The organism is Hymenobacter terricola, assembly GCF_017921975.2.
In the GTDB taxonomy this organism is placed as follows: Bacteria; Bacteroidota; Bacteroidia; order Cytophagales; family Hymenobacteraceae; genus Hymenobacter; species Hymenobacter terricola.
In genome coordinates this window covers 103,686-130,523 of record NZ_JAGEMO020000026.1, presented here as the reverse complement: position 1 = coordinate 130,523, position 26,838 = coordinate 103,686, and the positions used below count along the sequence as shown (strand labels likewise).

General features: G+C 57.1%; 26 protein-coding genes. 13 read left to right on the top strand and 13 right to left on the bottom strand.

What is annotated here, in order from left to right:
- The first annotated feature begins 97 nt into the window (after positions 1-97).
- The 7 genes from J4G38_RS17570 (at position 98) to J4G38_RS17540 (ending at position 7,768) form a co-directional block, all read left to right on the top strand.
- Entirely contained in the window at positions 98-1,024 is a 927-nt protein-coding gene (locus J4G38_RS17570) for a DUF6089 family protein (RefSeq protein ID WP_210519219.1), read from the top strand.
- 49 nt (positions 1,025-1,073) lie between these two features.
- Positions 1,074-1,829, top strand: a complete 756-nt coding sequence (gene porG, locus J4G38_RS17565) for a type IX secretion system protein PorG (protein ID WP_210519218.1) — start codon at positions 1,074-1,076, stop codon at positions 1,827-1,829.
- Between the two features lie 134 nt (positions 1,830-1,963).
- Positions 1,964-2,710: an isoprenyl transferase gene (locus tag J4G38_RS17560; RefSeq protein WP_210519275.1), complete on the top strand. Its 747-nt coding sequence runs from the start codon at positions 1,964-1,966 to the stop codon at positions 2,708-2,710.
- 42 nt (positions 2,711-2,752) lie between these two features.
- Positions 2,753-5,248, top strand: coding sequence for an outer membrane protein assembly factor BamA (gene bamA / locus J4G38_RS17555; RefSeq protein ID WP_226163518.1), 2,496 nt, complete (start codon positions 2,753-2,755; stop codon positions 5,246-5,248).
- 38 nt (positions 5,249-5,286) lie between these two features.
- A complete protein-coding gene (locus J4G38_RS17550) occupies positions 5,287-5,958 on the top strand; it encodes an OmpH family outer membrane protein (RefSeq protein ID WP_210519216.1) in 672 nt (223 codons plus the stop codon).
- 50 nt (positions 5,959-6,008) lie between these two features.
- Positions 6,009-6,641, top strand: a complete 633-nt coding sequence (locus tag J4G38_RS17545; protein WP_226163517.1) for an OmpH family outer membrane protein — start codon at positions 6,009-6,011, stop codon at positions 6,639-6,641.
- Between the two features lie 74 nt (positions 6,642-6,715).
- Positions 6,716-7,768 carry an RluA family pseudouridine synthase gene (locus J4G38_RS17540; RefSeq protein ID WP_210519214.1) on the top strand — a complete coding sequence of 351 codons (1,053 nt, stop codon included), beginning with the start codon at positions 6,716-6,718 and terminating at the stop codon, positions 7,766-7,768.
- A gap of 83 nt (positions 7,769-7,851) precedes the next feature.
- On the opposite strand, the gene J4G38_RS17535 is transcribed toward J4G38_RS17540, so the two are convergent.
- The 9 genes from J4G38_RS17535 to mazG all read right to left on the bottom strand — a co-directional run bounded on the left by J4G38_RS17535 (position 7,852) and on the right by mazG (position 16,176).
- Positions 7,852-9,483 carry a tetratricopeptide repeat protein gene (locus tag J4G38_RS17535; protein ID WP_210519213.1) on the bottom strand — a complete coding sequence of 544 codons (1,632 nt, stop codon included), beginning with the start codon at positions 9,481-9,483 and terminating at the stop codon, positions 7,852-7,854.
- A gap of 58 nt (positions 9,484-9,541) precedes the next feature.
- Positions 9,542-10,537 carry a PstS family phosphate ABC transporter substrate-binding protein gene (locus J4G38_RS17530; RefSeq protein ID WP_210519212.1) on the bottom strand — a complete coding sequence of 332 codons (996 nt, stop codon included), beginning with the start codon at positions 10,535-10,537 and terminating at the stop codon, positions 9,542-9,544.
- Positions 10,530-10,802 (bottom strand): hypothetical protein, encoded by a 273-nt coding sequence (locus tag J4G38_RS17525; protein ID WP_210519211.1) that lies wholly within the window; start codon positions 10,800-10,802, stop codon positions 10,530-10,532. The genes J4G38_RS17530 and J4G38_RS17525 overlap by 8 nt, the downstream gene beginning before the upstream one ends.
- A gap of 183 nt (positions 10,803-10,985) precedes the next feature.
- Positions 10,986-11,471, bottom strand: coding sequence for an energy transducer TonB (locus J4G38_RS29010; protein ID WP_226163516.1), 486 nt, complete (start codon positions 11,469-11,471; stop codon positions 10,986-10,988).
- A gap of 561 nt (positions 11,472-12,032) precedes the next feature.
- Complete coding sequence (locus tag J4G38_RS17515; protein ID WP_226163515.1) at positions 12,033-12,860, bottom strand: energy transducer TonB; 828 nt, start codon at positions 12,858-12,860, stop codon at positions 12,033-12,035.
- Positions 12,857-13,330: an ExbD/TolR family protein gene (locus J4G38_RS17510; protein WP_317198210.1), complete on the bottom strand. Its 474-nt coding sequence runs from the start codon at positions 13,328-13,330 to the stop codon at positions 12,857-12,859. The genes J4G38_RS17515 and J4G38_RS17510 overlap by 4 nt, the downstream gene beginning before the upstream one ends.
- A 117-nt stretch (positions 13,331-13,447) precedes the next feature.
- Positions 13,448-14,080 (bottom strand): ExbD/TolR family protein, encoded by a 633-nt coding sequence (locus J4G38_RS17505; RefSeq protein WP_210519208.1) that lies wholly within the window; start codon positions 14,078-14,080, stop codon positions 13,448-13,450.
- 88 nt (positions 14,081-14,168) lie between these two features.
- Positions 14,169-15,050: a MotA/TolQ/ExbB proton channel family protein gene (locus J4G38_RS17500; protein ID WP_210519207.1), complete on the bottom strand. Its 882-nt coding sequence runs from the start codon at positions 15,048-15,050 to the stop codon at positions 14,169-14,171.
- A gap of 268 nt (positions 15,051-15,318) precedes the next feature.
- A complete protein-coding gene (gene mazG / locus J4G38_RS17495) occupies positions 15,319-16,176 on the bottom strand; it encodes a nucleoside triphosphate pyrophosphohydrolase (protein WP_210519206.1) in 858 nt (285 codons plus the stop codon).
- 74 nt (positions 16,177-16,250) lie between these two features.
- Between mazG and glmM the strand changes: the two genes are divergently transcribed.
- Together glmM and J4G38_RS17485 are read left to right on the top strand one after the other, a co-directional pair.
- Positions 16,251-17,648 (top strand): phosphoglucosamine mutase, encoded by a 1,398-nt coding sequence (gene glmM, locus J4G38_RS17490; RefSeq protein ID WP_210519205.1) that lies wholly within the window; start codon positions 16,251-16,253, stop codon positions 17,646-17,648.
- A 107-nt stretch (positions 17,649-17,755) separates the two neighbouring features.
- A complete protein-coding gene (locus J4G38_RS17485; RefSeq protein WP_210519204.1) occupies positions 17,756-18,925 on the top strand; it encodes a cysteine desulfurase family protein in 1,170 nt (389 codons plus the stop codon).
- Position 18,926: 1 nt separating this feature from the next.
- Here the strand turns inward: J4G38_RS17485 and J4G38_RS17480 are convergent, their stop codons facing one another.
- Both J4G38_RS17480 and J4G38_RS17475 read right to left on the bottom strand, forming a co-directional pair.
- Entirely contained in the window at positions 18,927-20,120 is a 1,194-nt protein-coding gene (locus J4G38_RS17480) for a hypothetical protein (RefSeq protein WP_210519203.1), read from the bottom strand.
- A gap of 3 nt (positions 20,121-20,123) precedes the next feature.
- Positions 20,124-21,164, bottom strand: a complete 1,041-nt coding sequence (locus J4G38_RS17475; protein ID WP_210519202.1) for a DUF2157 domain-containing protein — start codon at positions 21,162-21,164, stop codon at positions 20,124-20,126.
- A 207-nt stretch (positions 21,165-21,371) separates the two neighbouring features.
- On the opposite strand from J4G38_RS17475, the gene J4G38_RS17470 reads away from it, so the two are divergent.
- Complete coding sequence (locus J4G38_RS17470) at positions 21,372-22,052, top strand: hypothetical protein (RefSeq protein WP_210519201.1); 681 nt, start codon at positions 21,372-21,374, stop codon at positions 22,050-22,052.
- A gap of 21 nt (positions 22,053-22,073) precedes the next feature.
- Positions 22,074-22,526, top strand: coding sequence for a PRC-barrel domain-containing protein (locus J4G38_RS17465; protein ID WP_210519200.1), 453 nt, complete (start codon positions 22,074-22,076; stop codon positions 22,524-22,526).
- 44 nt (positions 22,527-22,570) lie between these two features.
- Here the strand turns inward: J4G38_RS17465 and hemH are convergent, their stop codons facing one another.
- Complete coding sequence (gene hemH / locus J4G38_RS17460; protein ID WP_210519199.1) at positions 22,571-23,614, bottom strand: ferrochelatase; 1,044 nt, start codon at positions 23,612-23,614, stop codon at positions 22,571-22,573.
- Positions 23,615-23,755: 141 nt separating this feature from the next.
- Here hemH and J4G38_RS17455 point away from each other — a divergent pair, with 141 nt between their 5' ends.
- The gene (locus J4G38_RS17455; protein WP_210519198.1) at positions 23,756-24,778 is read left to right on the top strand and encodes an AraC family transcriptional regulator; all 1,023 of its coding nucleotides are present in this window, start codon (positions 23,756-23,758) and stop codon (positions 24,776-24,778) included.
- Here J4G38_RS17455 and J4G38_RS17450 read toward each other — a convergent pair.
- Positions 24,735-25,421 carry a hypothetical protein gene (locus J4G38_RS17450; RefSeq protein ID WP_210519196.1) on the bottom strand — a complete coding sequence of 229 codons (687 nt, stop codon included), beginning with the start codon at positions 25,419-25,421 and terminating at the stop codon, positions 24,735-24,737. The two genes, J4G38_RS17455 and J4G38_RS17450, sit on opposite strands and share 44 nt — an antisense overlap.
- 334 nt (positions 25,422-25,755) lie before the next feature.
- Between J4G38_RS17450 and era the strand changes: the two genes are divergently transcribed.
- Positions 25,756-26,652, top strand: a complete 897-nt coding sequence (gene era, locus J4G38_RS17445; protein ID WP_210519195.1) for a GTPase Era — start codon at positions 25,756-25,758, stop codon at positions 26,650-26,652.
- Positions 26,653-26,838: the final 186 nt, after the last annotated feature.

Here is a 26,838-nt window from a genome sequence, read left to right as displayed (position 1 = left end):
GTTCCCGATAACGCCTACTTTTGTCACCGTCTGAAACTGCGCAATCACAGCACTGCCCTCAACACCTGCTCCTAGCATCCTCATCTTTAGTTGCCTTATGAAGAATATTTTCACTTATTCCACAGCCTTTGTGCTCGGATTGGGCCTATTGGCTGCACCTGAGGCGGATGCTCAGCAGTTCAGCAAGCGGAAGCAATACAATTCTGTAGGCTTCAGCCTGAACGCAATGAACTATTTCGGCGACGTCACGCCGTACACCAACTTCACCAGCTTGCGCTTTGGCGCAACTCGCGTTGGTGCCGGTGTTTCCATTACCCGTCGATTCTATCCCCGCGTTTCGGGTCGCTTTGGCCTGTCCTACGGCCGTATTTCCGGTAACGACGCCGATGCTGCTGATAAGAACGACCCGGATGGCAAATTTCGTTACAATCGGAATTTCGACTTCCGTAACGACATTCTGGAAGCGTCAGCTGTTGCCGTTATCGACCTGATTGAGAACCGCAACAACTATCTCAAGCGTCCTGACTTTGTCCCTTATGTATTTGCGGGGGTAGCCGGCTTCTATTCCAACCCTAAAGGCAAAACGGCTTCAGGTGACTACATTGCTTTGGCAGATTTGAGAACCGAAGGCCAAGCCAAAGCCTACAGCCAGACGCAATTTGCAATTCCTTTCGGTGGTGGTATCCGCTACCGCATTAACCGTAACTTTGATGCCAGCCTTGAAATCGGATGGCGCAAAACATTCACCGACTACCTCGATGACGTAGGAGGCAAGTTCGCCGGACCAGCTGCTCTGGGCGTTACGCCCGGCCAGCCCGTAGCGTCGATGAGTGCTCAGCAGTACTTTGGCTATGGTATTACCCGTAGCGTATCGAGCCCTGACCCGGCGGCTCCCTTCACTGGCTTTACGAATGCCGGTGAGCAGCGCGGCGACTCGGGCAATAAAACCGACTGGTACATCGTAACAGGTGTGACGTTGAACTACATCTTGACGCCCCGCATCAAGAATCCCAAATTCCGCTAGCCAGCGGCCGCCGGCTGAGCTTCTTTTTTTCAGTCAGCAGTTAGTTTAGATGACGAATTCAATTTTCCGAAGCGCACTCCTCGTTTGCATGCTGCAGGCGGGGAGTGCGCTTTTTTGTGCTTCTGCCCACGCCCAAAATACCAGTGAGGTAGGTATTGGCCTCGGTGCCACCAACTACCGTGGGGAAGTTTCTCCTGCGTACCAGCTCCAGAATAACCGCCCCGCATTCACAGTTTTTTATCGCAAAGATGTGTCGGTGCCCATTACGCTTAGGGGTGGGTTCACGGCGGGCCTGTTGCGCGCCGATGACGGCAACGTGGAAGGAGTGAATGGCGGCGTGCCTCCGTTGCAGAACTACCGGCAAGTGAATACCAAGGGAAGTATACTGGAAGCTTCGGCGGTAGTCGAGTATAACTTCATGGATTATCACTACCGCACCGATAAGGTCCATTTTACGCCTTATTTGTTTGCCGGGATAGCCGGGTTTTACGCCAACACAACCAGCGTAAGTAACAACACAACCCTTGGTGGTGCTTTCAACCGTAGCGGCTCCACGTTGGGCTTTGCCATTCCGGCCGGTGTCGGGTTTAAATACGCGCTTTCGGAGCACATCAATCTGGGTTTGGAGGTAGGCGTGCGCAAAGCCTTTACTGACCAGCTCGACCATTTGGCCGACCAGGACCCTCTGCTGGTAAACTCCCATGACCAGGATTGGTATTACTACAGCGGACTAAGCTTGTCGTATACCTTCTTTAAGATTCGGTGTCCTGACCAATATAAAAAGAATAAAAAACTGCTGAAGTAGCAGTTAGCAGACGAACCGCTTATGTGAAGCGGGGATAGTAGGGGCGACCCATAGCGTATCGCTGTTGGCCCGACGCGGCTGCTAAATGCAACCATTTCCGTAACTTGCGGCCTCTTTTAGCGAAACCGCAAGTGATGACCGGCAAGGCCGAAATAGATACTCATAATATTCCCGCCCACGTGGCCGTTATCATGGATGGTAATGGGCGATGGGCCAAGCAACGGGGAGGGCTGCGCGTGTTTGGACACCAAAGCGCCATCACCGCCGTGCGCGAAACCGTAGAGGAAGCGGCCGAGCTCGGTGTGCGCTACCTGACGCTGTACGCCTTTTCGACTGAAAACTGGAATCGGCCGGCACTTGAGGTAATGGCGTTGATGCAGCTGCTGGTGCACACCATTCGCCAGGAAACGGCCACATTGCTCAAAAACAGCATTCGTCTGGAAGCCATTGGGGACATCAGCACCCTGCCGGGCAGCTGCCAGCGCGAGTTGGCCGAAGCCATGGAGCTGACCAAAGCTGGTTCGCGCATGACCCTGGTGCTGGCCCTGAGCTACAGCGGACGTTGGGACCTGACCCAGGCCGCCAAGCGCATGGCTGCCGATGTAGCCAGCGGCCTTCTGCTGCCTGCTGCCGTGACCGAAGCCACGGTAGCAAGTTATCTGGTTACGGCCAAGATGCCCGACCCGGAACTGCTTATCCGAACCAGCGGCGAACAGCGAATCAGTAACTTTTTGCTGTGGCAGCTGGCTTATACAGAGCTTTATATCACCGATTTGTTGTGGCCCGACTTTAGGAAGCAGCATTTCCAGGAAGCCATTCGGGCTTACCAGCGCCGGGAGCGGCGCTTTGGCAAAACCAGCGAGCAAATCGCTGTATCTTAACTTTTTGTAATGATTATTGTGCGTAATTTATTCGTAAGATGTGTGCTGACTTTAGCGGTGCTGGCTGGCCTAATGGGCCGCTCGGCACTGGCGCAGCAAACTGCGCCCACTGGTGGCGCCGATGAGCCCAAGAAATACGAATTGGGTGGCATCACCGTGAGCGGAGCTCGCTACCTCGACCCCAATACACTTATCAGCCTCACGGGTTTGCGAGTGGGCGACCCCATTAACGTGCCGGGTGAAGAAATTGGCAAATCCATTCGAAAGCTGTGGGCTCAGGGAATTTTGGGTGATGTGAGCGTGACCATTGCCCGCATTGAAGGCACCAAAATTTTCCTGGATTACAACCTGAAGGAGCGGCCGCGCTTGTCCAAATTCACGTTTACCGGCATTCGGAAAAGCCAGACGGAGGACCTTACCAAGAAGATTACCCTGATTCGCGGCAAAGTGGTGACGGATGCTTTGCTGAACAACACGCGTACGCAAGTGCGCAAATTCTTCGTTAATAAAGGCTATCTGGATGCGAAGGTGAATGTGGTGCAAGTAGCCGACTCAGCCTTGTCCAACAGTGTAGCCTTGCGCATTGATGTGGATAAAGGTTCGAAAGTTCGCATCCACGACATTTCGTTTGAGGGGAACAATGCGTTTACGGACCGCAAACTGAAGGGCAAGCTGAAAAAGACCAAGGAGCGCAAACCCTATAAATTTCTGACCGCAGGTAAGTTTCAGCGTAGCGAATACGAAGAAGACAAAAAGAAATTGCTGGAGTTTTATAATGCCGAGGGATACCGGGATGCCGCTATCGTTTCGGATACGCTGATGCGTGACGACCAGGGACTTGCCCTGCGCATTAAGATGGACGAAGGCCCGAAATATTATTTCCGCCATATCACCTGGAGCGGCAACTACTTGTACGATGACAAGACACTTGCCAACGTGCTGGGCATCAAGCCCGGTAGCCCCTACAGCAAGGAAATACTGGATAAGCGCCTGAACTACAACCCCACTGGGCAGGATATTTCTTCGCTCTACCTGAACGATGGCTACCTGTTTTTCACCATTGACCCGGTCGAAACCAAAGTGGAAGGGGACTCGATTGATATCGAGATGCGGCTCAGCGAGGGCGTGCAGGCGCACATCAAGGATATTAACATCTCGGGCAATACCAAAACCAGTGACCATGTGCTGCGGCGCACGCTGCGCACGCTGCCCGGCGATAAATTCAACCGGGAATTGCTCATCCGCTCGCAACGCGAGATTGCTACTTTGGGTTATTTCGACCCGGAGAAAATTGGTATCAACCCCGTGCCAAACCAAGCCGATGGTACCGTGGACATCAACTACACCGTAGTAGAAAAACCCTCCGACCAAGTAACGCTATCGGGCGGCTGGGGTGGCTATGCGGGCTTTATTGGCACGGTAGGGTTGGTGTTCAACAACTTCTCGCTGCGCAAGGCCGGGACGTTGCGCAACTGGACGCCCGTGCCGGCCGGCGATGGCCAGCGGTTGTCGCTCAACGTGCAGGCCAACGGCGTTCAGTACCAAGCGTATTCGCTCTCGTTCACGGAGCCGTGGCTGGGCGGCCGCCGTCCCAACTCCTTCTCGTTTAGCCTGAACCACAGCATCCAACGCACCGGCACCAGCCTCGATGCTTCTTCCGACCAGTTCATTAAAGTGAATAGCGCCACTATTGGTCTGGGTCGCCAGTTGCGGGTGCCGGATGACTACTTCACGCTCAGCAATTCGCTGTCGTATAGCCAATATCAGACCCAGAATTACGCGCTAATACCGGGCTTCTCGACGGGGTACGCCAATAACATTACTTTCAACACCACGCTGGCCCGCAATAGTATCGACAACCCCACGTACACTCGCCGGGGTTCGTCGCTGAGCTTGAGCGTGAACCTGACGCCGCCGTATTCCCTGCTGAATCCCAACCACCCCAATACCAGCCAGTGGATTGAGTTTCACAAATGGATTTTTGATGCTTCGTGGTTTACGCCCATCGTGGGCAAGCTGGTGCTGAACACGCGGGCCCACTTTGGCTATCTGGGCAGCTACAATTCCAACCGCGCTATCGGGCCATTCGAACGGTTTAAAATGGGCGGCGCGGGCTTGGGTTACAACGGCGGCGGCAACTTCCTTGTGGGTACCGACTACGTGGGCCTGCGCGGCTACGACGACCCGAACAGCGCTTTTGCTATCCCAACGGCCCAAAGCGGCCAGAGCGGCGGTATCGCCTTCAACAAATACGTGCTGGAGATGCGCTACCCCGTCAGCCTGAACCCGGCCGCCACGGTGTACGTGCTGGCCTTCGCCGAAGCAGGCAATGCCTACGACTCTTATCAGAACTACAACCCCTACAAGCTATACCGCTCGGCCGGCGTGGGTGCCCGCATTTTCATGTCGGCATTTGGTTTGTTGGGCTTTGACTTCGGCCACGGCTTCGATTCCGTGATTCCACCGGTGGGTACGGGGGCGGGCACCAAGCAGGACCCCAACCACTTTCACTTCATCATCGGTCAGCAAATTCGCTAGCAGGGCACTAGCAGGCGGTATTTCACGTTTCCTCCAGTATGAAGAATCTCGGTGGCCTGCTGCTGGCCTTGTTGTTGTTAACTGTTGCACCAAGTGCGCGGGCCCAAAAATTTGGCTGGGTTGACTCGGAGGCCATTATGGTCAAAATGCCCGAATATGCCAAAGCGCAGGTGGAGCTGAATAATCTGTCGGAAACCTGGCAACGCGAAATCGAAGCCCAGAAGAAGGACTTAGACAAGCTCTACCACAACTACCAGGCAGAGGAAGTGGTGCTGACCGAGCCCATGAAAAAAAAGCGGCAGGACGAAATTCTGAAAAAGGAGCAGGACATTAAGACCTACCAGAACAAGCAGTTTGGCTACGAGGGCCAGCTGTTCAAAAAGCGGCAAGAGCTTAACAAGCCCGTGCAGGACAAGGTGTTCGAAGCCGTGGAAAAAGTGGCCAAGAAGAAGCAGCTGGCTGTGATTTTTGATAAATCCGGCGACTTGACCATGCTCTATACCAATCCAGCCCACGACTATACTGAATTTGTGCTCGAGGAACTCGGCCTGGGCGCCGAAGACCGCAACCAGCCCGGTCCTAAGGGCCCACAAAAAACCGTGGCAACCCCCAAAACACCGGTTGACCCCAATTTCGAATCCGATTCGGGGACTCCCGACCCAGCTTTGGGTACCAAGCCCACGCGTTCGACCAAGAACAGCCCGAAGTAATTACCTTTGTCCCAACATTTTTCTGACCCTTTTTCTTTTTGATGAATCTCGTGAAAATTTTTCGTCTGACGCTCGCCGCCGCTCTGCTGACCGCCGGAACCCTGGCCGCCACTTCCGCGCAGGCCCAGGCCCCCCTGAAAATTGGCTACACCGACGTCCAGTACGTGTTGGCCCAAATGCCCGAAAGCAAACAAATTGAATCGGAGCTGAAGACGTACAACGACCAGCTAGCGGCCCAGCTCAAAAGCAAAAGCACCGAATTTGATACTAAGTTGAAGGCTTACCAGCAGGGTGGCCCAACCATGACTGAGGTGGTGAAAGCCGATAAGGAAAAGGAGTTGCAAAGCTTGCAACAGTCCATTCAGGAGTTCCAGCGCAGCGCGGAGCAGTCGTTGCAGCAAAAGCAGCAGACGCTGTTGAAGCCGGCTTTGGACAAGCTGCAAAAGAACATTGATGCCGTGGCCGAAGAAAACAGCTACACCTACGTGTTCAACTCCGACGGTGGCGGCAGCCCACTGTTGCTGCACGCTCCCAAAGACGGTGACATTTCGGATTTGGTGTTGAAGAAAATGGGCATCACGCCCGGTGCTGCGGCACCCATTAAATCGGGTCCGGCTGCTCCAGCCGCTCCAGCTCCGGTTGCTCCCGGCGTAAACAAGACCAAAATCAAAGCTAAAAAATAAGCGGCACCTGCCGCCAACCTGCGAAAAAGCCGGAGCATTTGCTCCGGCTTTTTTCATATACAACCGAGCCAGATATGATAAACGACGAGCTAGACGCCGAAGAGTTAGACACCGACGCAGACGAAAACGAAAGCGGTGATGAACTCTACGAACACCACCGCATCCTGGTAGACCGCGGCCAGGAGTTGTTGCGCATCGATAAATTTTTGCAGGCCCGGCTCCGCAACACCTCGCGGAATAAGGTGCAAGAGGCCATCCGGGCTTTGGCCGTGGAAGTGAATGGTACTGCGGTGAAGCCTAACTACCGGGTGAAGCCGCAGGACATCATCACCATCACGCTGCCCGAGCCGCCACGCGAGGGCCGTGTGGTACCCGAAGAAATGATGCTGGACATTCGCTACGAAGACCCGGAATTGCTCATCGTGAACAAGCCGGCTGGCTTGGTGGTGCACCCTGCCTATGGCCACTGGCAAGGCACACTGGTGAACGGCCTGGCGCACCATCTGGCCAACCTGCCCACTGGCCGCAACGGCGAAATCCGCCCGGGACTGGTGCACCGCATCGATAAGGATACGTCCGGCCTGCTCGTAATTGGCAAAACGGAATTCGCGATGACGCACCTTTCGCTGCAATTCTTTCACCACACCATTCAGCGCAGCTACCTGGCGCTGGTGTGGGGCACGCCACCCGGGCCCACGGGCACAATTAGCGGCCATATTGGCCGCAGCCTGCGCGACCGCAAGGTGCAGACGGTTTATCCCGATGGCGAGCACGGCAAGCCTGCCGTGACGCATTACGAGGTATTGGAAAGCTTCGGACCCGTCACGCTCGTGCGCTGCGTGCTCGAAACCGGCCGGACCCACCAGATTCGGGCCCATATGCAGCACATCGGTCACCCACTGTTTTCGGATGCTACTTATGGCGGCGACCGAATTCGCGTAGGTCAAAATACCGGCACTTACCGAGCGTTTGTTGAAAATGCTTTTCAACTCATGCCTCGGCAGGCACTCCACGCCCGCTCCCTGGGCTTTACTCACCCCACGTCGGGCGAGCAGCTGCTATTCGAAGCCGAGCTTCCCGAAGACTTTGCAGCAGTGCTGGTAAAATGGCGAAACTGGGCGGCCTGATATAAGCTGATGCAGAATATTACAAAAGCAAAAAGCCCCACCGCGCTAGCGGTGGGGCTTTTTGCTTTTGTAATAGCTAACCGTTATTTCTTCTTTGCAGGAGCTTTTGCAGGAGCTCTCGGAGCGGCCTTCGGTTTTGCTTTGAGGATGTTGATGTTGTTCTCAGCGCCCTTGTTTTCGGGGTCCATGGCCAGTACCTGCTCAAAGTAGTTCAGGGCAGCAGCCTTGTCGCCTTTCTGGAAGTTATAAACGCCCAGGTAACCATTGGCTTCTACAACGCCTTCCTTGAATTTAGTCGGGTCAGCACCTTCGGCTTTCGACAACTCAATGTATTTTTCGTAATACGGCTTGGCAAGGCCCTGCTTGGCCTCAGGGTCGATGTATGAATTCACTTTGGCGCGAGCCAAATAGCCGGGAGCATACGTTGGCTTAGCAGTCAAGATGATGTTATAAACGCTATCGGCGCGGGTGTACTGCTTGTCGCCGGTGAGTGCCGTGGCCAGACGGAACTGGTCAGTCAGGTCGCCTTTGCAGTTTATCAGCTTGTAGCTATACACGCGTGCTGCGCCTTTGTAGTCCTTCTGGTTGGCATAGATAGACGCCAGGTCATTCTGGAAATCGCAGGCTTTGGAAGGGTCTTTTTTAATCAGGTCGCTAATACCCGCAATGGCTTCGTTGCCTTTGCCAGTCTTGCTCATGATTTTATACTTGTAAGCCAAGTCCTCCGGGATAACCTTGTCGGCAGGCGCTACTTTCATGTAGGTATCCATGGCCGTGCTGGCATTGGCGAAATCACCGGTCTCGTACAGCAAGTACGGCTTTAGGCGATTCATCGTCAGGTTGTTGGGGTCGGCTTGCAGAACCTTGTTAACCTCGGTCAGCGCATCGGGATATTTTTTGGTCAGATACAGAAATGAAGCGTACTGCGCATCAGTAGCCGATGATTTCTCAGCCAAACCAATATACTTCTGGAAGCTGCTCAGTGCAAGGTCGTACTGGCCGGCGTAGTAATACATGTCCGCCAGTTCGCGGTAGGCCGGAGCATAGCTGGGGTCCAGCTCAACGGCTTTATTCAGGCTTTCGCGGGCTGCGTTGAAGTTGCGTGAGCGGACGCTCAGTGCGCCTTTTTTGTAATAGGCCTGTGCGTAGCTGGGATTGGCAGCGATGGCTCGGTCGAAGCTGGTCATGGCTTCGCCACCGCCTTGGTCCGAGTGCAGGAAGATGTCGCCACGGGCTACCATCAGCGCCGGCTCGTCCTTTTTGTTCACGACCTGGGCCGCGTTCAAATAGGTTTGTGCCTTGCCGGTGTCTTTCGCGTCGGATTCGCCGTAGGCCTGAGCAATCATGGTCAGAACTTTGGCGTCTTTGTTCTTTGTGGCTTTGGCGGCCGCGTCAAACTGCGCTTCAGCCGGGCCTACCTGGCCTTTGGCCAGCAGGGCCCGGCCAGCGGCCACCTGGCCAAAAGGAGTAGAGCCAGCGGCTTTGTTAAAGAAAAAAGCGGCCGAGTCGGGCATGTCGCGCATCTGATAAAGTCGGCCAAGCTCAAACGCCGTTTCGGGCGAAGAACCAGGGCGAAGCATCGCGCGGGCTTCGTTATAGCGGCCTAATTCGATGTCGCGTTGAGCCGTTTGTACGTTTTGGGCGGTGGCCGCCGTAGTGCCAGCTACCATTGCGAAGGCGGCCAGCAGCGGCTGTTTCCAGGGCTTGAAACTCATAGGATGGGAAAATGGATGAAAGAGCAAAAGTTGAATATAGAATACGCGCAAAAGGCGCTTACAGTTTAGGCGTGGTAATAATGCGGGCCTGCATCTGGGCCGGTAGCAGGCCTGATTTCTGAAATATCAGCTGTCCGTTCTTGCCTGCCACAAAGGATGCAAACCCCGTGCCCAACCCCGCCCGCGCCTCTCGGCTGATAACGTAAAGGTTGCGCCGAAGCGGGTAATTCTGCAAATCGGGATGCTCGGCAAGTTGCTCGGGGGTCTTCTCTGCCAGATATACCTGGTAGGGCTGAATATAGTCATTCGGCTTAGGATTGGGGCGGGCGGTGATGCTGGCCACGCGCACCTTGTTGAAGAATTTCATGGCAGCCGGGTCGTCGCGGTCCGAAATCCAGTTCACGCCCACTACGCCAATCGCGTTGGGATGGGTTGCAACATAATCAAGCAGGGCCGGGTTCGAGGTTGCCGCAAACACCCGCGTGGTTAGGGCCGCGCCGCGCGTCACCGAATCACGCACAAAGCGCGCCGTGCTGCTCCGGTTGGCATCAAATACCACGTTAATGGCAGCAAGGGCCTTCTTGCCACTCACCTGGCTCCAAGTGCTGGTTTTACCGGTGAAAATATCGGCTAGCTGCGCCACCGTAAGCAGTGAATCGGGATTGGCCCGATTCAGCACAATAGCCAGCCCATCGATTCCGATGCGAATCGTGCGTGGAGTAATGGTCTGCTTGGTGAAATCCGCGGTTTCTTCGGCGGTCAATTCCCGCGATACTACGGCTAGCTTCACCTTATCGTTAACGAGGTCCAGCATCACCTTTTCTTCGGGCTGGAAAGTCATCTTGACGTGTGCGTTGGGATAAAGCTTCGCAAACGTGTCTATTTGCGCCTGGAGGATGGGTGCAAAGGTTTCGTCTACACTCACGGCCACGGTGCCACTGGTGGGCGTGTCCTGGGCGCCTGGTGAGCCAGGACCGTTGCAGGACACAATGGCGATGGCACCAGCCAGTACCACAGCGGCACCAGTAGTCAAAAGGTGAGCGGATTTAATCATTGTCGTTTGAAGAGGTGTTTTTGCGAAAATGAGCCTGGTAGCCCCGGCCGAATCGCACCAGCCCGTAAAGAATAAAAACCGCACCCAGGATGCGCTGGGAAGTCGGGTTCAGTTTGGCCAAAACATCGCCGGCCGGCCGCCCAACCGACCACAACAGCCAAATGCCCAGTCCCACGTACACCAGGGCCATAAACAACACAAAGTAACGCATCAGCCGCTGGGGCGACTTACCAAGCCTTTCTTCGGTAGTAGGAATGTTGAGCATAAAAAGGAAAATACAGGAATGGAGATGTTATAAACCGCAAATCGGCCGCTAAAGGTTCGGCCAAATAATCAGGTATAACGGAACCAGCCCACAAAAAAGCTGAAATTTAGCCGCTTTTCATAGCAACAGCTAAATTTCAGCTTTTTTGATTTGCGTAGCATCAAGCGCCTTCGATGAGGGTTTCTATTCGTACTGAAACGTAATTGGCAGAGTAAACCGCACCGGTACCGAGTGATGGTTTTGCGTGCCCGGCGTCCAGGCGGGCATTTCGCGTACCACGCGGGCCGCAGCTTCCTCAGTGCCATACCCCAGCCCTTTCAGTACCGTCACCTCGCCGATACTGCCATCGGTCTGAACTACAAAACTCACGTACACCCGTCCCGAAACCTGTGCTGCCAAGGCCGCGCCCGGAAAGCGCAAGTGTTTTTGCAGGTAGCGTTGCAGCGCCGGGCGGCCGCCCACAAAATCCGGCATCACCTCCGCAAATAACACGGCTTCGGGAGCTGCAGCCGGAGCCGGGCGGGCCGAGTCGCTGCCAGTACCAGAAACTGTGCCGGTGCCTCCAGTTGCACCACTTGGGTTGGCTACCCCGATAGTGGCGGGGCCTACTGCACCCACGCCCCGCGGTAGCGTTGAAATAGCAGTTGGCTTCACCTCTTCGTCAGGCACAACGTGAGTCAGAATGGTTGAATGCGGCGTTACTATTATGGTTGGTGGTGCAGCGGCGGGGGGCGGCAGCGGTTTTGCTTCCGGCACCGTATAGTTGCCCGGCTGTACAGCAGGGTTGTGAGGAATGTCAATGGGGCGTGCGACAACTATTTCAGGAAGGAAATAGCGAATGGCCAGCGGCAGCAGTAGCAATATTAAACAAACCACTACGGTAATGCCCAAGGCCGTGCCTAAATGGCGCTGGTAGGAGCGGCGCAGTTGAAACGCACCATATGCCTGATTGCGGCCTTCGAAGACAATGTCGTCGAGTGAGCCCGTGAGAGTGATAGGCGTTGACATGAGCGGCAATGGGTTGAAGTGAGTGAATTGAGCCATAGCCAGTGGGCGAGGCATCCGCCGCTGACTTGCTTCATCTCCTCAACGCATTAATCTTCCATAATTGTATGCAAGCATACAAATTTCCCTCAATCTTGTAAACTCATTTACAATGAAAAACCCCGGACCAAGCCAAAAGGCCTAATCCGGGGTTTCGTAACATCCCGGCTTGCGCCGGAGCAACAATTACTGAATCTTAAAGGTAATCGGCACGGTAAACGATACGCTAACTGCGCGACCGTTCTGCTTGCCGGGGATAAACTTAGGCAGCGTTTTCACTGCCCGAATCGTCTCCTCGTCCAAGCCTGAGCCCAAGCCTTTTACCACTTTCACATCCGAAACGTCGCCCTGCGGGTTCACCGTGAAGCTGACGAAGATGCGGCCTTCTACTTGGTTGCGGAGAGCCAGCGGTGGGTATTTGGTTGCTTTCTGAATGGCTGCTACAATGGCGCCGTTACCGCCGCCACCAGGCAACTGGGGCATTTGCTCCACGTAGGTGTAGACTTTGTTTTCTACTACCTCCTCAACAACCTTATCACCAGTGCCGGAAAGTTCCGATAAGTCAGGTGCATCCGTGTTGCCTTTAACGGTTACGGTCGACACGGTTTTGTCTTTCAACTCTTCCTGGTCCGGTACCTCTTCCTTCTTCACTTCCTCATCCTTTTTCACTACCGGAGGAGTGAATTTGATGGTAGTGAGCTTGGGCGGAGGGGGTGGGGGTGCCTCCGGGGGCGGAGGGGGGGGCGGGGGCTTGGTGTCGTCCAGGGGAGGAGCATCCATCAGCACGTTCTCCTGCAGGTTTTTCTTGGGCTCCTTTGGCAGCTTATCTTTCAGATACTGCGCGATGAGCGGAAAGAAAACCAACAGCGCGAACACCGCCGTAGCAATAATGAGTGCCCGCGTAACGTGCCGCTGGTATAAGCGGCGCAGTACGTAAGCCCCATATGCCTTATTACGACCCTCAAAAACGATATCGTTCATGCTGGCCTTGGCAATTTGCGCATTGTCCATCATAATGCTGAGTCTTTAATAAGGTCCAGGTCGTCTTTGGGGGCCTTCACCAACGCGTATTTCTTCTGGTTAGTGATGTTCATCTCGTCCAGAATATCCACCATGTTTTTATACTTGGCTTCTTCGGTCGGCTTGATGAGGATGATGGGCTCTGGCTTCTGGCGCTGGCGGTCCAGCAAGACCTGCCGGATGCCGTTAGCGGAGAAGTTGGTCACCTTCAACTCGGGCTTGGCTACCGTTTTGTCATTCGGGGTGTTGAGCCCAAAGTAGTAGTAAGCCTTGTTGTCTTTGCCGAGGAGGATAGTCATGGCTTGCGAGGCCTTAATTTTGGTATCCTCCACGTCGTCGGTCTTCTTCACCGGCATCGTGAGCTGCATCACGTTGGGCTTGGCGAAGGTGGTGGTAAGCATAAAGAAAGTGAGCAGCAAGAAGGCCAAGTCCACCATTGGTGTCATGTCGATTTTGGTCGACATTTTTTTGGCCCGTTTCTTTCCTCCTTTACCACCGGAATCCGCTTTTCCTTGAATTTCTGCCATGGTATTTACTTAAGTGAGTAGAGCAGGAAACAACCCCGTAGGAGCATGCACGCGCTAGCGCGCAGCAGCCACCGGCTTGTTTTCCATGTCCGTGATGAGGTTAAAGCGGTTGATGTCCTTCTCCTGAAGCACTTTGATTACCTGTTGCACCGTAGGTACGTCAGCATCGCCATCGCCTTTAATGGCAATGTAGGTGGGCTTATGGAAAATGGCTTGGTTGGCGGTACGGGCTGCAATTACCCAATCAACCAATTGGTTGTTGAGCGAATCAAGCGGCACGCCGGGCTGTTTGGCATTTACCTGCTTGCGGTCCTCTTTGGCCATGTTCAGATAAGAGCCAAGCTGGCTGATGGGCAAGCCAAAATTGGGCAGGTTACTAAACTCCTTGGCTTGCGCTGCAGTAAAGTTTACGCCATACTTGGCCGCTACTTTCTGCAAGGCCTGGATTTTAGTTTGCGGCGCATCTACGCCGAAAAACACGCGCTTATTCTTATCGACCGTGAGCGTGATGACGTTGTTCTCGGGCAATTTCAGGTCCGAAGTGGAAGACGGCGTGTCCACCACTACCGTTTCTTCGGGGGCAAACTTGGTGGTGAGCATAAAAAATGTCACCAGCAAGAAGGCCAGGTCCACCATCGGCGTCATATCGAGTGACGGCGAGGTACGGTGCGGTTTTACTTTGGGCATTGCGAGGTGGGGTTAAAAGGGGGCGATTCGCTCTGAAGAACGAACCGCCCCGCGTTTTAGTGCATCAGCGAAAAACCGTCAGACGGAATTAAACCGTCTGAGCAGTTGCCGTGCTGCCATGCTGACCTGCGAAGGTCTGGATGATGCTGAAGCCGGCCTCGTCGATGCTGTAGGTCAGCTCGTCAATCTTGCTGGTAAAGTAGTTGTAGGCAATGATGGCCAGGGCCGAGGTACCAATACCGAGAGCCGTGTTAATAAGAGCTTCCGAGATACCGTTGGCAAGTGCTACGGCGTCGGGAGTGCCGGCCTGCGCCAGAGCGGCGAAGGCGCGAATCATGCCGAATACCGTGCCGAGCAGACCCGTCAGCGTGGCGATGGATGCGATGGTGGAAATGATAACCAGGTTCTTCTCCAGCATTGGCAATTCCAGGGCCGTGCTTTCCTCGATTTCCTTTTGGATGGCGAGTACTTTCTGGTCTGTGGTCATGTTATGCTCACGAATCATTTCGTTGTACTTCATCAGGCCAGCTTTCACCACGTTGGCAACCGAGCCTTTTTGCTGGTCACAAGCAGCCAGGGCACCGTTGATGTCGTTGGCGTTCAGCTTCTGGCGCACGGTGCGCACGAAGCTTTCAATGCCTTTCGACCCTTTGGCTTTGGCAATGGTCAGCATGCGCTCAATCGAGAACGTGATTACGCAGAGGAACATGGTGAGCAGAAACGGAACAATAAAGCCGCCTTTGTACACCACGCCGAGGTAATCGCCAGGGTTGGGATTGTTTTCGTTGTTGCCGCCCTGGAAGTGGCTGGCATCACCAAAGACGAATTTATAAACTACATAGCTAACGACAAAAGCCAGGATGATAACTATGACGGAGAACAGCGAGGCACCACCGCTGCTTTGGGCTTCGGCTTTGGCGGCCGTTGCGGCGGGCCGTGGGCTCGTATTCGTGGCATTTTTCTGTTCCATTGTTCCGGAGTGTTTGGAGGTTGTTGAGTGGAGTAGTTGAATTGAGTGGGTAAAGAAAAAGCAAAAAGTTGACTGGACGCGCGTGGTGCAGCAAAAGAACAATCGATAATCCCGGATTGAAACGACCAAAATGGCACTTACCGAAGTCTAAGCTACACACCGAGCCGTCTTAGCTGGGCAAACCTAACCAAAAAGTGCGGCCTGACCAAAGAAAACTTAGCCGAAGGAGGGTGAAAACAAGTAAAATGAAGATATAATGATGACAACGCTAATTCGCGCTGTTGGGTTGGGCTGGGCGGCTTTTGGCCTGTTCCCAGTACACGTCCATCTGCGCCAAAGAGAGGTCGGCGAGGTGCTGCCCGTTGGCGGCAGCGGCCGTTTCGAGGTACTGAAAGCGACTGATAAACTTGCGGTTGGTGCGCTCTAGTGCTTCCTCCGGGTTGATGCCGGCGAAGCGGGCAAAATTGACCAGCGAAAACAGCAAATCGCCAAATTCATCGGCCGCTTGCTCGGCCTTCATTTTCTCTGGATTGCCGTGGCTATACTCGTCGCCAAATTCGCTCAATTCTTCCTGCACTTTTTCCCAAACCTGTTCGGGCTGCTCCCAATCGAAGCCCGCGCCGCGGGCTTTTTCCTGAATGCGCATGGCTTTCACCAAAGCCGGCAATGAAGTAGGCACGCCACCGAGAACGCCGGTGGTATTGCCTTTTTCTTTCAATTTTAGCTGCTCCCAATTGCGCTTGACGGTTTCCTCATCGTCGGCTGTCACGTCGCCATAGATGTGGGGGTGGCGGTAAATGAGCTTTTCGCACTGGGCGTTGAGCACGTCGGCAATGTCGAAAGCGCCTTTTTCGGCGGCAATGCGGGCGTAAAAAATCAGGTGCAGCATCACGTCGCCCAACTCCTTTTTCAGGTCGGGCAGGTCGTCGCGCAGAATGGCATCGCTGATTTCGTAGGTTTCCTCGATGGTGAGGTGGCGTAGCGTTTGCAGCGTTTGCTTTTTATCCCACGGGCATTCGGTGCGAAGGCGGTCGAGGACGTCGAGCAGACGGCCGAAGGCTTCGAGCTGCGCCGGGCGGCGAGCGCTGGTAAGCAGGACACTAGGAGCAGAAGCGGAATTTTCCATTGTTCCAAAGATAAATGCCAGCGTCACCAACCGGTTGCGAATGCCTAATTTTGGTCTTTCAAAAACTCTACTCCGTGACTCTAATAAAATCTATTTCCGGCATTCGCGGCACCATTGGCGGGCCGGTTGGGCAGGGCCTGACTCCGCTCGACGTGGTGAAGTATGCCGCCGCCTATGGCACTTGGGTGAAAACCCAAGGTGTTGACAGCAAGCTCATTGTTATTGGCCGCGACGCCCGAATTTCGGGTGAGATGGTTAGCCGCCTCGTGGCCGCCACCCTGCAGGGGCTGGGCCTTGATGTGTGCGACCTGGGCCTGAGCACCACGCCCACCGTGGAGATGGCCGTGCCCGCCAAGAAGGCGGCCGGCGGCATTATTCTCACCGCTTCGCACAATCCCAAGCAATGGAACGCGCTGAAGCTACTGAACGCCCACGGCGAATTTATTTCTGAAACCGACGGGCAGCAGGTACTGGCTTCCGCCGAAAGCGAGGATTTTGAATTTGCCGTTGTGACGAAGCTGGGCCAGTACACCACGGACGCTACTTTCCTCAAAAAGCACATCAAAGCCATTCTGGCGCTGCCGCTGGTGGATGTGGACGCCATTCGCGCCCGCAACTTCCGGGTGGTGGTGGACGCCGTGAATTCGTCGGGTGGCATTGCCGTGCCGCTGCTGCTGGAAGCGCTGGGCGTGACCACCGTGGAGAAACTGCATTGCGAGCCCACCGGCGACTTTGCTCACAACCCCGAACCCCTGCCCGAACACCTGCGCGACATCGCCAAAATACTGGAAAAAGGCGGCTTCGACCTTGGAATCGTGGTTGACCCCGACGTGGACCGTCTGGCGCTGGTGAGCGAAAACGGCGAAATGTTCGGCGAAGAATATACGCTGGTGGCCGTGGCCGACTACGTGCTGAAGGCCCTGGGCGGCGGCAACACCGTGAGCAACCTGAGCAGCACCCGCGCCTTGCGCGACGTGACCGAAAAAGCCGGCGGCAACTATGCCGCCGCCGCCGTGGGCGAGGTAAACGTGGTGACCAAAATGAAGGAAACCAACGCCGTGATTGGCGGCGAGGGCAACGGTGGCATCATCTACCCCGAATTGCACTACGGCCGCGACGCCTTGGTGGGCATTGCGCTGTTTTTGACGCATTTGGCCAAATCGGGCCTGACGATGAGCCGGTTGCGGAATTCTTATCCGGGCTATTTTATTTCTAAAAATAAAATTGAGCTGACTCCGGAAATTGATACCGATGATGTGCTGGTGCAAATGCAGAAGCGCTACGCCAAGCAGCCCGTGAACACAATTGACGGGGTAAAAATCGAGTTCGATAAGGAATGGGTGCACTTGCGCAAATCCAATACGGAGCCGATTATCCGCATCTACGCCGAATCCGATTCCAACGCTACCGCCGATTACCTGGCCCAGAAAATTATTGGCGACATCAAGGAGATTATTGCCGTGAAGGCCTAAAATCTTCGGGTAAGCGCGGGTGAGAAGGGCCCACGGCCGAGCTTTGTATTCACGATTCCCAAGCGCCGGGGGCACCCACTCCCGGCGTCTGGTTTTACCCTCATTCTATGACCCCAACTGCGCCCTCCGCTCCCGCCTTCGTTTATTTTGATAATGCGGCCACCACGCCCCTCGACCCCGAAGTGCTGGCGGCCATGCTGCCCTTTCTGAGCCAGCACTACGGCAACCCGAGCAGCTTGCACGGCCCCGGCCGGCAAGTGCGGGCGGCCATCGAAAATGCCCGTAAGACTGTGGCGCACCTGCTGAATGCCGCCCCGGCCGAAATTTCCTTCACCAGTGGTGGCACTGAGGCTGACAACTACGCCGCGTTCGGCAGCATCCGCACGCTGGGGCTGAAGCACGCCATTACCTCGCCGCTGGAGCACCACGCGGTGCTGCACCCGTTGCAGGCCCTGGCAAAAAGCGGCGAAATTGAGCTGCACTATTTGCAGCACGATGCCCAGGGGACTTTGGACCTGACCCATTTGGAAGCGCTGCTGGCCGCTCAACCGCGCACGTTTGTGAGCCTGATGCACGCCAACAATGAAATTGGGAATCTGAACGACATCGAGGCCATCGGCGAAATCTGTGCCCGGTACGACGCCGTGTTTCACACCGATACGGTGCAGACCATGGGCCACTACCGGCACGACGTGCAGCAGCTGAAAAACCACTTTCTGGTGGGTTCGGCACACAAGTTTCATGGGCCGAAAGGCGTAGGTTTTCTGTATACCCGGAGCGGAATCCAGGTGAGCCCGCTCATTCACGGCGGCTCGCAGGAGCGCAACGTACGTTCCGGCACCGAGAATGTGTACGGCATTGTGGGACTGGCGAAGGCCCTGGAAATTGCTATTCGGGACCTGGGCGCGCATCAGGCGCATGTGCAGGGCTTGAAAACCCGCTTTATTGAGAAGCTACGGGCCGAGATTGACGACGTACAGTTCAACGGCCTGTCGAAATACGCCGACCAAAGCCTGTACACGGTACTCAGCGTGAGCTTGCCGCCGTCGTCCATCAGCGAGATGCTGTTGTTCAACCTCGATATCAGCAAGGTGGCAGCTTCGGGCGGCTCGGCGTGTACCAGTGGGGCACAGGCGGGCTCGCACGTGCTCGAAGCACTAGGTGGCGATGCCGACCGGGCCACGGTGCGCTTCTCAATGAGCAAGATGAACACCGAAGCCGAAGTGGACTACGCCGTGGCAACACTCGCCAAGCTGTACCGGCCCGTAGCGGTCTAGCTCAGAACTGGCCCGTAGCGCCGCCGCCGCCCGATTGCCCGCCGCCAAATGCGAATCCACCGGCTGGTGCGGCAGGGGCGTGGGCCGTTTGGGCCTGAATCAGGTTTTCGAGGTTGAAGTGGCGGGGCTCGTCATCGGGCAGCGAGGTAAGGCCGAACCGGGCGGGGCGCAGGCCCCGTAACAGGATTCCCGCTAACGCCGTGAGGACTATTCCCGCCAGAAGGGCGGCTATCTCGGGAGGCAGCAGCGAGCGGTAGTGCCGAAGCGTGTAGAGCGAAAAGGCCAGTGCCAGCAAGCCCACCAGCAGCGTGGGACGGTCGGCCCGGCGCAGCCCCAACATGATATACAGGAGTGGAATGCCCGCCGTGAAGGCATAAAATATTGCTGCAAACGGCACCTGAACCGACGTGTATAAGTCGTGCAGGGCGGCATTGCCTTCGCGCACTACCAGATAATTGCCGCCCAGGTACAGCACCACCAGCCCCAGCACTTTCAGCACCAACAGGCAGGTGGCATAATAGTCGGCCAAGTAAGTGCCCGCCATCCGGCGGCGCAAAAGGAGCTGAAAAACCAGCGCACCCCCGGCCGCAGCCATAGCCAGAAAAGGCAGCAGGGCTTGCCCTAGGGCCGACTGCAGGCCCAGGAGTGCTACCAGCAGCAACACATTGAAAAAAGCAGCGGCCGACACCACGGCATCCGCATAGCGCAGGGTAGCGGCTAGCAAAAGCGCCAGCGTTAATAGCAGAGGGGGAGCAAGGTAGCCGTTGCTGAGGGCGAGATGAGCGAGACTGACGGGCCAGAGATAGACGCTAAACACGTAAAAAATCAGCGCTACGGCCACGCCCAGTCCGGCGTACAGCAGGGCGTTGTCAGCCCCGGCGCGGTAGAACTTTCGCTCCCGAATCAATAGCTCCAGCACCCCGAAGCAGGCCGCGCAATGCACTGCTCCGGCCGCGAAAAGTGACTCGCCGGTAATCAAAAATGTGAAACCGCTTGCCATGACCAGCCCGAACCAGGCGAACAGGAAAAGTGCTACCCGCAACGGCCACACCGGGCGGTAGTAATCCAGCGGATAAGCGACTGCGATGCCGGCCAGCTGCTCGGGGCTGAGCAATTGCTGGCGCTGCCAGCGCGCCGCCCTGGCCTGGAGAGCCGCTCGGAAAGCCCATTCCGGATGGTAAGCCTGAAGCTTCATAACTCAGCTATTAGAGGGAGGAGTGGTGGCGGTGGCCGGACCGGCAGACCCGTGCATAATCTTTTTCAGATTGACGAAGAACAGCACCATGCCCAAGGCGGAAAGCGGAAAAAACACCATCAGCACCAGCCCGATAAGGTCATTGGGCAGTGCCATAATTACTTGTCCCACTAGGCAGCCGACGGCGAGATAGGCGTAGCCCGCGGCCAGTATCAGAAACCAATAGGACTGCGTGCGCCGTGCATACCAAAACAGCCCGCCGCACAAAGCCAGCACCAATAGCGCGGCCCCAGTGCTGGCGACCGGCTGCTCGTTGAAGGTGGCATGCACCAGTGAAGTGGCCAGCGCGGCGAGCGCCAGGTTGCTGCCCAGTAACAGATAAGTGAAGGCGAAATGGGCTTTGCGGCCCTGGTGTTCGGAGTAGAATCCGGCGGCCATCAGCACAAGGCCCAGCCCCAGTGCGGCACTGCGGATGCTGGTATTCCAAAAATCATTTTCCGTGAGTACCGATAGCGGCGCCACCGTGAGGCCCACCCAGGATGCCAGCGCCGTGAGGCCCATGGCCAGCACGCCGCGGTGGTCGAATGCATACGCCAGCGGCAGAAAAACCAGCGCCGGCACGGCTGTAGCCAGCCCGTAGCGGGTGCCAAATACATGGTATTGATACTGCACGTAGCCTTCCAGCACCACGAACAGCAGGCAGCCGAGCAATAATAAATAGTCGGCCCCCACCGAAGTTTTGGGAGCCACGCCCCAGGTAAATGGGCCCCGATGCCGGGCCGCGTACCCGAAACAGGCCGCCATAAGCACCGCCGTCGCGGCAATAATAACCTCGTGCCCGATACTGTCGAGGTGTTGGTAGACGAGCACGCCCAAGCCACCCGCGAGCAGCGTGATGCCTAAGTAGAGCAGTGTGCGCAACTCGTAGTGCAGCGAAAAGGGCTGCGCTTGGTCAGCGGCGGCAATGGCAGCGGCCTGGTCGGGCGGTAGCAGGCCCCGCGCTTGCAAATCGGCGAGGTAAGGGTCGGGTGGGGATGACGGCATGACGTGGGGACAGGAAGGGGCAGCTTATCGGGTGGGCCGCAAGTACGGCATTTAGCGGGTAAAGGCGTATATCGTCTATATAGCCCGGCATAATGGGGCGAAGCGAATTGCGCTGGCAAAGGAAGGATGCCGGGCTGCGGCCCGGTTTCAGCCGGTAATGACTACTTTTCGCCCCTTTCCGTACTAAGCCCTACAATCCATTTCTGCATGGCTGATATCAATATTCAACGCAAAAAATCGGCACCAAGCCCGTGGCTGCTGGTGCTGCTGGCGGCGGCGGTGCTGGCCGTGGTGGCATATTTCTTCCTCCGGCCCGACCCTGCTGACGAGCCCATGCCCGCTGATACTACCAGCGTGGAGGCAGCCCCTACCGATACGCTGGCTCCCAATAGTGCCGCTGAGCAAGCCCGCGCTACCCCGCCACCCGCCGATGCCGCCGCAGGCGTGGCCGACTCCGTGGCCCCCGCCGACGCGACGGAAGACTACAGCCCCGCTACCCTGGCGGCCCAGGCCGCCACCAACCCCGCTGCCCCAAACTATGCCCTGAACGGCCTGCAAAAGCTAAGCGGCATCCTGGTGGCCCTTACCGACCGGGACGACCTGCGCGACCCCACCACCACCGAGCAGCGCGACAACCTGACCAGTGCCACCGCCCGCCTCGGCGAGCCCGATGCCAGTCTGCGGCCTGGTTTTGTGGCGGCGGCCGGCCTCATCCGGGTCATGCAGCAAAAGGCGTATCCCGCGCTGGAAAGCGAGGCCAATGACCTGGTGCGCCTGGCCGGCCAGTTGTCGGGCCGTAGCGCCACGGCCGCCGAACAGCAGCAAAACAAACAGTTCCTGACCCAGGCCGCCGCCGCCGTGCGCGTGCTGAGCGAGCCGGCTCATTAATCTTTATTCTTGCCGTGAATTATGGAAACTCCCGTGTTGCGCCGCTTGCGCGATTTGACCGATTTTGAAGTAGCCGACAACAATCCGGACGTGCGCGGCTGGACTGTGCGCGGCAGCGACGGCCGGGCCCTGGGCACCGTTCACGAGCTGATTGTGGAGCCCGAAAGCCTGAAAGTGCGCTACCTCGATGTGGAGCTGGACTCCCGTTTTAACATCAACGAGTACGAAAATCACATCCTGTTGCCCATTGGCGCAGCCGCTCTTGATGCGGACGACGACAACGTGTTCGTACCCGCGCTCAATTCCGAATCGGTGCTCACATACCCGCCCTACGTCGAAATCCAGATTAGCCGCGAGTACGAAGAAGCCATGCTGCGCGCCCTTGGCAAAGAGCCCGCCACACCCAACCCCCGGTTTTACGAGCAGGATTCTTTCGACGCCGATAGTTTCTACCATCGCCGCAAAGCTTCCTGACGCAGTAGCTCGCAGCTGTTCTCGCTCAGGATAATTGCCGAAAATCAGTTCCGCCGAATCATGGCCGCCACCGCATCCACCCACTGCGGCTCCGAGTTGAGCGAGGGCACCAGCTGCCAATGGTCGCCGCCGGATTTTTCAAACAGCTCCTTGAATTCCTCGCCAACTTCGATGGTCGTTTCCAGGCAGTCGGCCACGAAAGCGGGGCTGAACGCCAGCACGTTTTTAATGCCTTTGGCAGGAAATTCTTTCAGCACCTCATCAGTGTACGGCTGCAGCCAGGGGTCGCGCAGGCGGCTTTGCAGGCGGCTCTGGAAGGCCACCGTGTACTGGTCTGGCTTCAGCCCCATGCCGACTGCCACCAGGCGCGAGGTTTCGAAGCACTGGGCCCGGTAGCAGTAGCGGTTGTTCTCGTTCAGCGTGTCGCAGCAGCTCCCGAATTTGCAGTAGTTGTGGAAGCTGCCCTTCGTAATGTGCCGCTCCGGAATGCCGTGGTAGCTGAACACGATATGGTCGTAATTCCGCTTGGCCTGCTCCCGCTGGCCCAGCGCCACGATGGTGGCAATAAAGCCCGGGTCGGAACTAAAGGCGCTGATAAAGCTGATGCTGGGCACAATCCACCAGTCTTTCACGATGTCCATCACCTTCTCCTGTACCGAACCCGTGCTGGCTGAGGCGTACTGCGGGAACAGCGGCAGCACGATGATGCGGTCCACGGCGGCCTCGCGCAGCTCGTCCAGCGCTTTGGCGATGCTGGGTTTCTGGTAGCGCATCCCGAATGCCACCACATATTCCGGTCCCAGCTCAGCCTGAACTTTTTTCTGCAAATCGAGGCCGTGAAAAAGCAGGGGCGAGCCGCGCTCGGTCCAGAGCTGCTGGTAGATTTTGGCCGATTTCGGGGCCCGCAGCGGCACCACCAGGCCCTGAAACAGCGGGTAGCGCACGGCAGCGGGCATGTCAATCACGCGGCCATCGGTGAGGAATTCGTTGAGGTAGCGCCGCACGTCGGGCGTGTTGGGCGAGTCGGGCGTGCCGAGGTTGACGAGCAACACGCCGATGCGGGCGTTGGGAAAAACGGGAGAATTCATTGGGACAAAGTTCGGGAGCAACACGCGGACTGTAGCGGGGATTCGGCGAGCTTCTGGTGCCGTTCGCCAAGCTAACAGCCGTTCGCTGGCATGGTTCGACGCACCGCCCGAACTTGCGGCCTGATTTCACGCTTCTATCTCATGACGCCGCCCGACACCCTCGCCGCTTCTTCGCTCAACCTGTTGTTGTGGGTGGCCGGCCAACACGGCGCCGACGTGCCCGCCCTGTGCCGCGCCATCGATTTTGACCCCGCTGCCACCGCTGGCAATCCCGATGCCCGCGTGCCCATCGCCACCATCCAGCGCCTGTGGCCATTGCTCATCGACGCCACTCACGACCCAAACTTCGACCTCCATCTCGGCGGCTACATCAACTTCACCGCCGCCGGCACGCTGGCCTACGTGCTGCTGCACGCGCCCACGCTCGGCGCGGCCGTCGTCCAGCTGTGCCGCTACCAGGACATCGCCTGCCAGGGCGTGCGCACGTTTCAAACGCCCGCCGCTGAGTGGCCCGGCAGCAGCTGGCTGAACCTGGAACTGACCAGCCCCGCCATCGTGCACCCGCGCTACGTGCTGAACTCGGAGCTGTCGATTTACCTGGCGGCCTTCGGCACGCTCACCGGCCAGCCCGTGACTCCGCTGGCCGTGCGCCTGGCCTACCCGCGCCCGGCCGATACGCGGGAACATGAGCAAGCCTTCGGCACGGCCAAGCTGGAATTCGACGCGCCCGTGACGGCTATTGCTTTCGATGCGGCCACCCTGGCGCGGGAGGTGCTGCACGCCAATCCGGCGCTGTTTCCGCTGTTCGAGCAGCACGCGGCGGCGTTGCTGGCCCAACTACCCACTAGCCAGCCGCCAATCTTGGTAGAGCGGGTGCGCAGCGAAATCGTGCGCCTGCTCAAGGGCGAAGCGCCCACGCTGGCCGCCGTAGCCGACCAGCTGTGTCTGGGCGTGCGCACGCTCCAGCTCCAGCTCAAAGAAGCCGGCCACACCTACCAGCAGCTCCTTGATAACGTGCGCCGCGACCTCGCCCAAAGCCACCTGCGCGAGCCCCACCTCAGCATCACCGATGTGGCGTTTCTGCTGGGTTACTCCGAGCCCAGCGTATTCGTGCGCTCCTTCAAGAAATGGACGGGGCAGACGCCGGGTGCCTTTCGCCGATAACCTCCCGGTTGCGGTCTACCCAATAGGCCAGCAGCACCGTCAGCCACAGCAGCTGCCCACCCCAGCCAATGAGCGCCACCGAAGCAGGCGGCGGGCTGAAGATGCTGGCTAGGTGTGACACTACCAGGAACGCCAGCAGCCCCAGCAAGCCGTAGCGCCCCACGCCGTTGCGGGCCCGGGTGCGCCGCACATACAGCCACAGCCCCCAGCCCAGCAGGGCAAATTCCACTACCTGCGTAATCGCCAGATGATTCCAGAGCCCAAAACCCAGCAGGGGCGAAGGGCCGGGATACAACGGTAAATCGGGCTGATGCACCACCAAATCGAGCAGCCAGTGGCTGGGCACCAGCAGGCCCACCAGCAGCGCCCCCTGCGCATTGCGTCGCACCAGCCAATAAACTAAGCCCAGCAGCAGGCCGCCCACCAGCTCGGCCAGCAGGCTGTGGGTGAAGGGGTAATGCACAAAGTCCAGCGCGTTGGCTGCCGTGGCGTGGGGCACGATATTCACGCGCTCCACGCCCAGCAACAGCAGGGTGGGCCACACCAAATCGGCGAGCTGCGCGGCCAGGAATAAGGTGCCCAGCGACACGCGGGGCTGAAGTGACTTGGCGCCGAAGCCGACGCCGAAATGTCCGAGAAACATGTGATTTGCGGGTTGGGGAGGAGGAAGAGTCTTGTTTTAGAACCGGACAAAGGTCCGGCCCTGCCCCAGCCGCCTTGCTGACGCTTTCCGCAAATCAAATTGACCAAAAGCGAAATTCTGCGCCGTTAGAACTGCCAAGTAGCTCGTCATGCAGCGCGCAGCGAAGCATCTGGCGCGCCACCGCTAATCCTTTTTTCTACGATTGAGTTACTACCACAGGCGAGATGCTTCGCTGCGCGCTGCATGACGTTCTGCGGGGCTAGTTTAGCGCTACCGTAGCTTTTGCCCGCCAAAAGCCGTACCTTTGCGGCCCTGATTATCAAACCCATCCATCGTGAACCCCGAAACTAAACCCCACCGTGCCGGCTTCGTGAGCATCATTGGCAAGCCCAATGTGGGCAAGTCCACGCTCATGAACGCGCTGGTGGGCGAGCGGCTCAGCATCGTCACCAGCAAGGCCCAGACCACGCGTCACCGCATCCTGGGCATCCTCAACGGTGATGATTTTCAGCTGATTTATTCCGACACCCCCGGTATCATTCAGCCCAAATACGAGCTGCACAACGCCATGATGTCGTTCGTGTACTCGTCGCTCGAAGACGCCGACGTGGTGCTGTTCGTGACCGATATCTACGAGAAGCACGACGAAGAACCCGTGGTAGAGCGCCTGCGCAAGATGGTGGATACGCCCATTATCCTGCTCGTCAACAAAATCGACCAGGCCGACCAGGCCGAAGTCGAAGCCAAGCTGGCCTACTGGAAGGAGCAGCTCCCCAATGCCGCCGAGGTTTTGCCCATCTCCGCTCTCAACGCCTTCGGTACCGACAGCGTGCTGGCCATGGTGCTCGACCGCCTGCCCATTCACCCGCCGTACTACCCCAAAGACGAGCTTACCGATAAGCCGGAACGCTTCTTCGCCGCCGAAATGGTGCGCGAAAAAATCTTCAAGCTCTACAAAAAGGAAATTCCCTACAGCTGCGAAGTCGTCATCGAGGAGTTCAAGGAAGAAGAAACCATCATCCGCATCCGCGGCGTCATCTACGTGGAGCGCAGCAGCCAGAAGGGCATCGTCATCGGGGCCGGCGGCGAGGCGCTGAAGAAAGTAGGCACCTGGGCCCGCGAGGAAATGGAGAAGTTTTTCCAGAAAAAAGTGTTTCTGGAGCTGCACGTAAAAGTGAATGAGAACTGGCGCACCGACCCCAAAGCGCTGAGCCGGTTCGGGTACCAATGAGTCATTGTTAGGCAGTATAGAACGTCATGTCGAGCGCAGCCGAGACATCTCGCTCGCATCGTTGAACGATTTGATTAGTGCTGCATGCGAGATGTCTCGGCTGCGCTCGACATGACGTTCTCTCAACCAATATAAAATCCGACCATCTATAACTAACACACCCCGGGCACTGCCGAATCTAGGTCG

Excerpts from the sequence above, each read along its gene's own strand:
- J4G38_RS17570 (WP_210519219.1), top strand. The coding sequence starts at position 98 with ATGAAGAATATTTTCACTTATTCCACAGCCTTTGTGCTCGGATTGGGC.
- porG (WP_210519218.1), top strand. The coding sequence starts at position 1,074 with ATGACGAATTCAATTTTCCGAAGCGCACTCCTCGTTTGCATGCTGCAG.
- J4G38_RS17560 (WP_210519275.1), top strand. The coding sequence starts at position 1,964 with ATGACCGGCAAGGCCGAAATAGATACTCATAATATTCCCGCCCACGTG.
- J4G38_RS17550 (WP_210519216.1), top strand. The coding sequence starts at position 5,287 with ATGAAGAATCTCGGTGGCCTGCTGCTGGCCTTGTTGTTGTTAACTGTT.
- J4G38_RS17540 (WP_210519214.1), top strand. The coding sequence starts at position 6,716 with ATGATAAACGACGAGCTAGACGCCGAAGAGTTAGACACCGACGCAGAC.
- J4G38_RS17535 (WP_210519213.1), bottom strand. The coding sequence starts at position 9,483 with ATGAGTTTCAAGCCCTGGAAACAGCCGCTGCTGGCCGCCTTCGCAATG.
- J4G38_RS17530 (WP_210519212.1), bottom strand. The coding sequence starts at position 10,537 with ATGATTAAATCCGCTCACCTTTTGACTACTGGTGCCGCTGTGGTACTG.
- J4G38_RS17525 (WP_210519211.1), bottom strand. The coding sequence starts at position 10,802 with ATGCTCAACATTCCTACTACCGAAGAAAGGCTTGGTAAGTCGCCCCAG.
- J4G38_RS17515 (WP_226163515.1), bottom strand. The coding sequence starts at position 12,860 with ATGATGGACAATGCGCAAATTGCCAAGGCCAGCATGAACGATATCGTT.
- J4G38_RS17510 (WP_317198210.1), bottom strand. The coding sequence starts at position 13,330 with ATGTCGACCAAAATCGACATGACACCAATGGTGGACTTGGCCTTCTTG.
- J4G38_RS17505 (WP_210519208.1), bottom strand. The coding sequence starts at position 14,080 with ATGCCCAAAGTAAAACCGCACCGTACCTCGCCGTCACTCGATATGACG.
- J4G38_RS17500 (WP_210519207.1), bottom strand. The coding sequence starts at position 15,050 with ATGGAACAGAAAAATGCCACGAATACGAGCCCACGGCCCGCCGCAACG.
- mazG (WP_210519206.1), bottom strand. The coding sequence starts at position 16,176 with ATGGAAAATTCCGCTTCTGCTCCTAGTGTCCTGCTTACCAGCGCTCGC.
- J4G38_RS17485 (WP_210519204.1), top strand. The coding sequence starts at position 17,756 with ATGACCCCAACTGCGCCCTCCGCTCCCGCCTTCGTTTATTTTGATAAT.
- J4G38_RS17480 (WP_210519203.1), bottom strand. The coding sequence starts at position 20,120 with ATGAAGCTTCAGGCTTACCATCCGGAATGGGCTTTCCGAGCGGCTCTC.
- J4G38_RS17475 (WP_210519202.1), bottom strand. The coding sequence starts at position 21,164 with ATGCCGTCATCCCCACCCGACCCTTACCTCGCCGATTTGCAAGCGCGG.
- J4G38_RS17470 (WP_210519201.1), top strand. The coding sequence starts at position 21,372 with ATGGCTGATATCAATATTCAACGCAAAAAATCGGCACCAAGCCCGTGG.
- J4G38_RS17465 (WP_210519200.1), top strand. The coding sequence starts at position 22,074 with ATGGAAACTCCCGTGTTGCGCCGCTTGCGCGATTTGACCGATTTTGAA.
- hemH (WP_210519199.1), bottom strand. The coding sequence starts at position 23,614 with ATGAATTCTCCCGTTTTTCCCAACGCCCGCATCGGCGTGTTGCTCGTC.
- J4G38_RS17455 (WP_210519198.1), top strand. The coding sequence starts at position 23,756 with ATGACGCCGCCCGACACCCTCGCCGCTTCTTCGCTCAACCTGTTGTTG.
- J4G38_RS17450 (WP_210519196.1), bottom strand. The coding sequence starts at position 25,421 with ATGTTTCTCGGACATTTCGGCGTCGGCTTCGGCGCCAAGTCACTTCAG.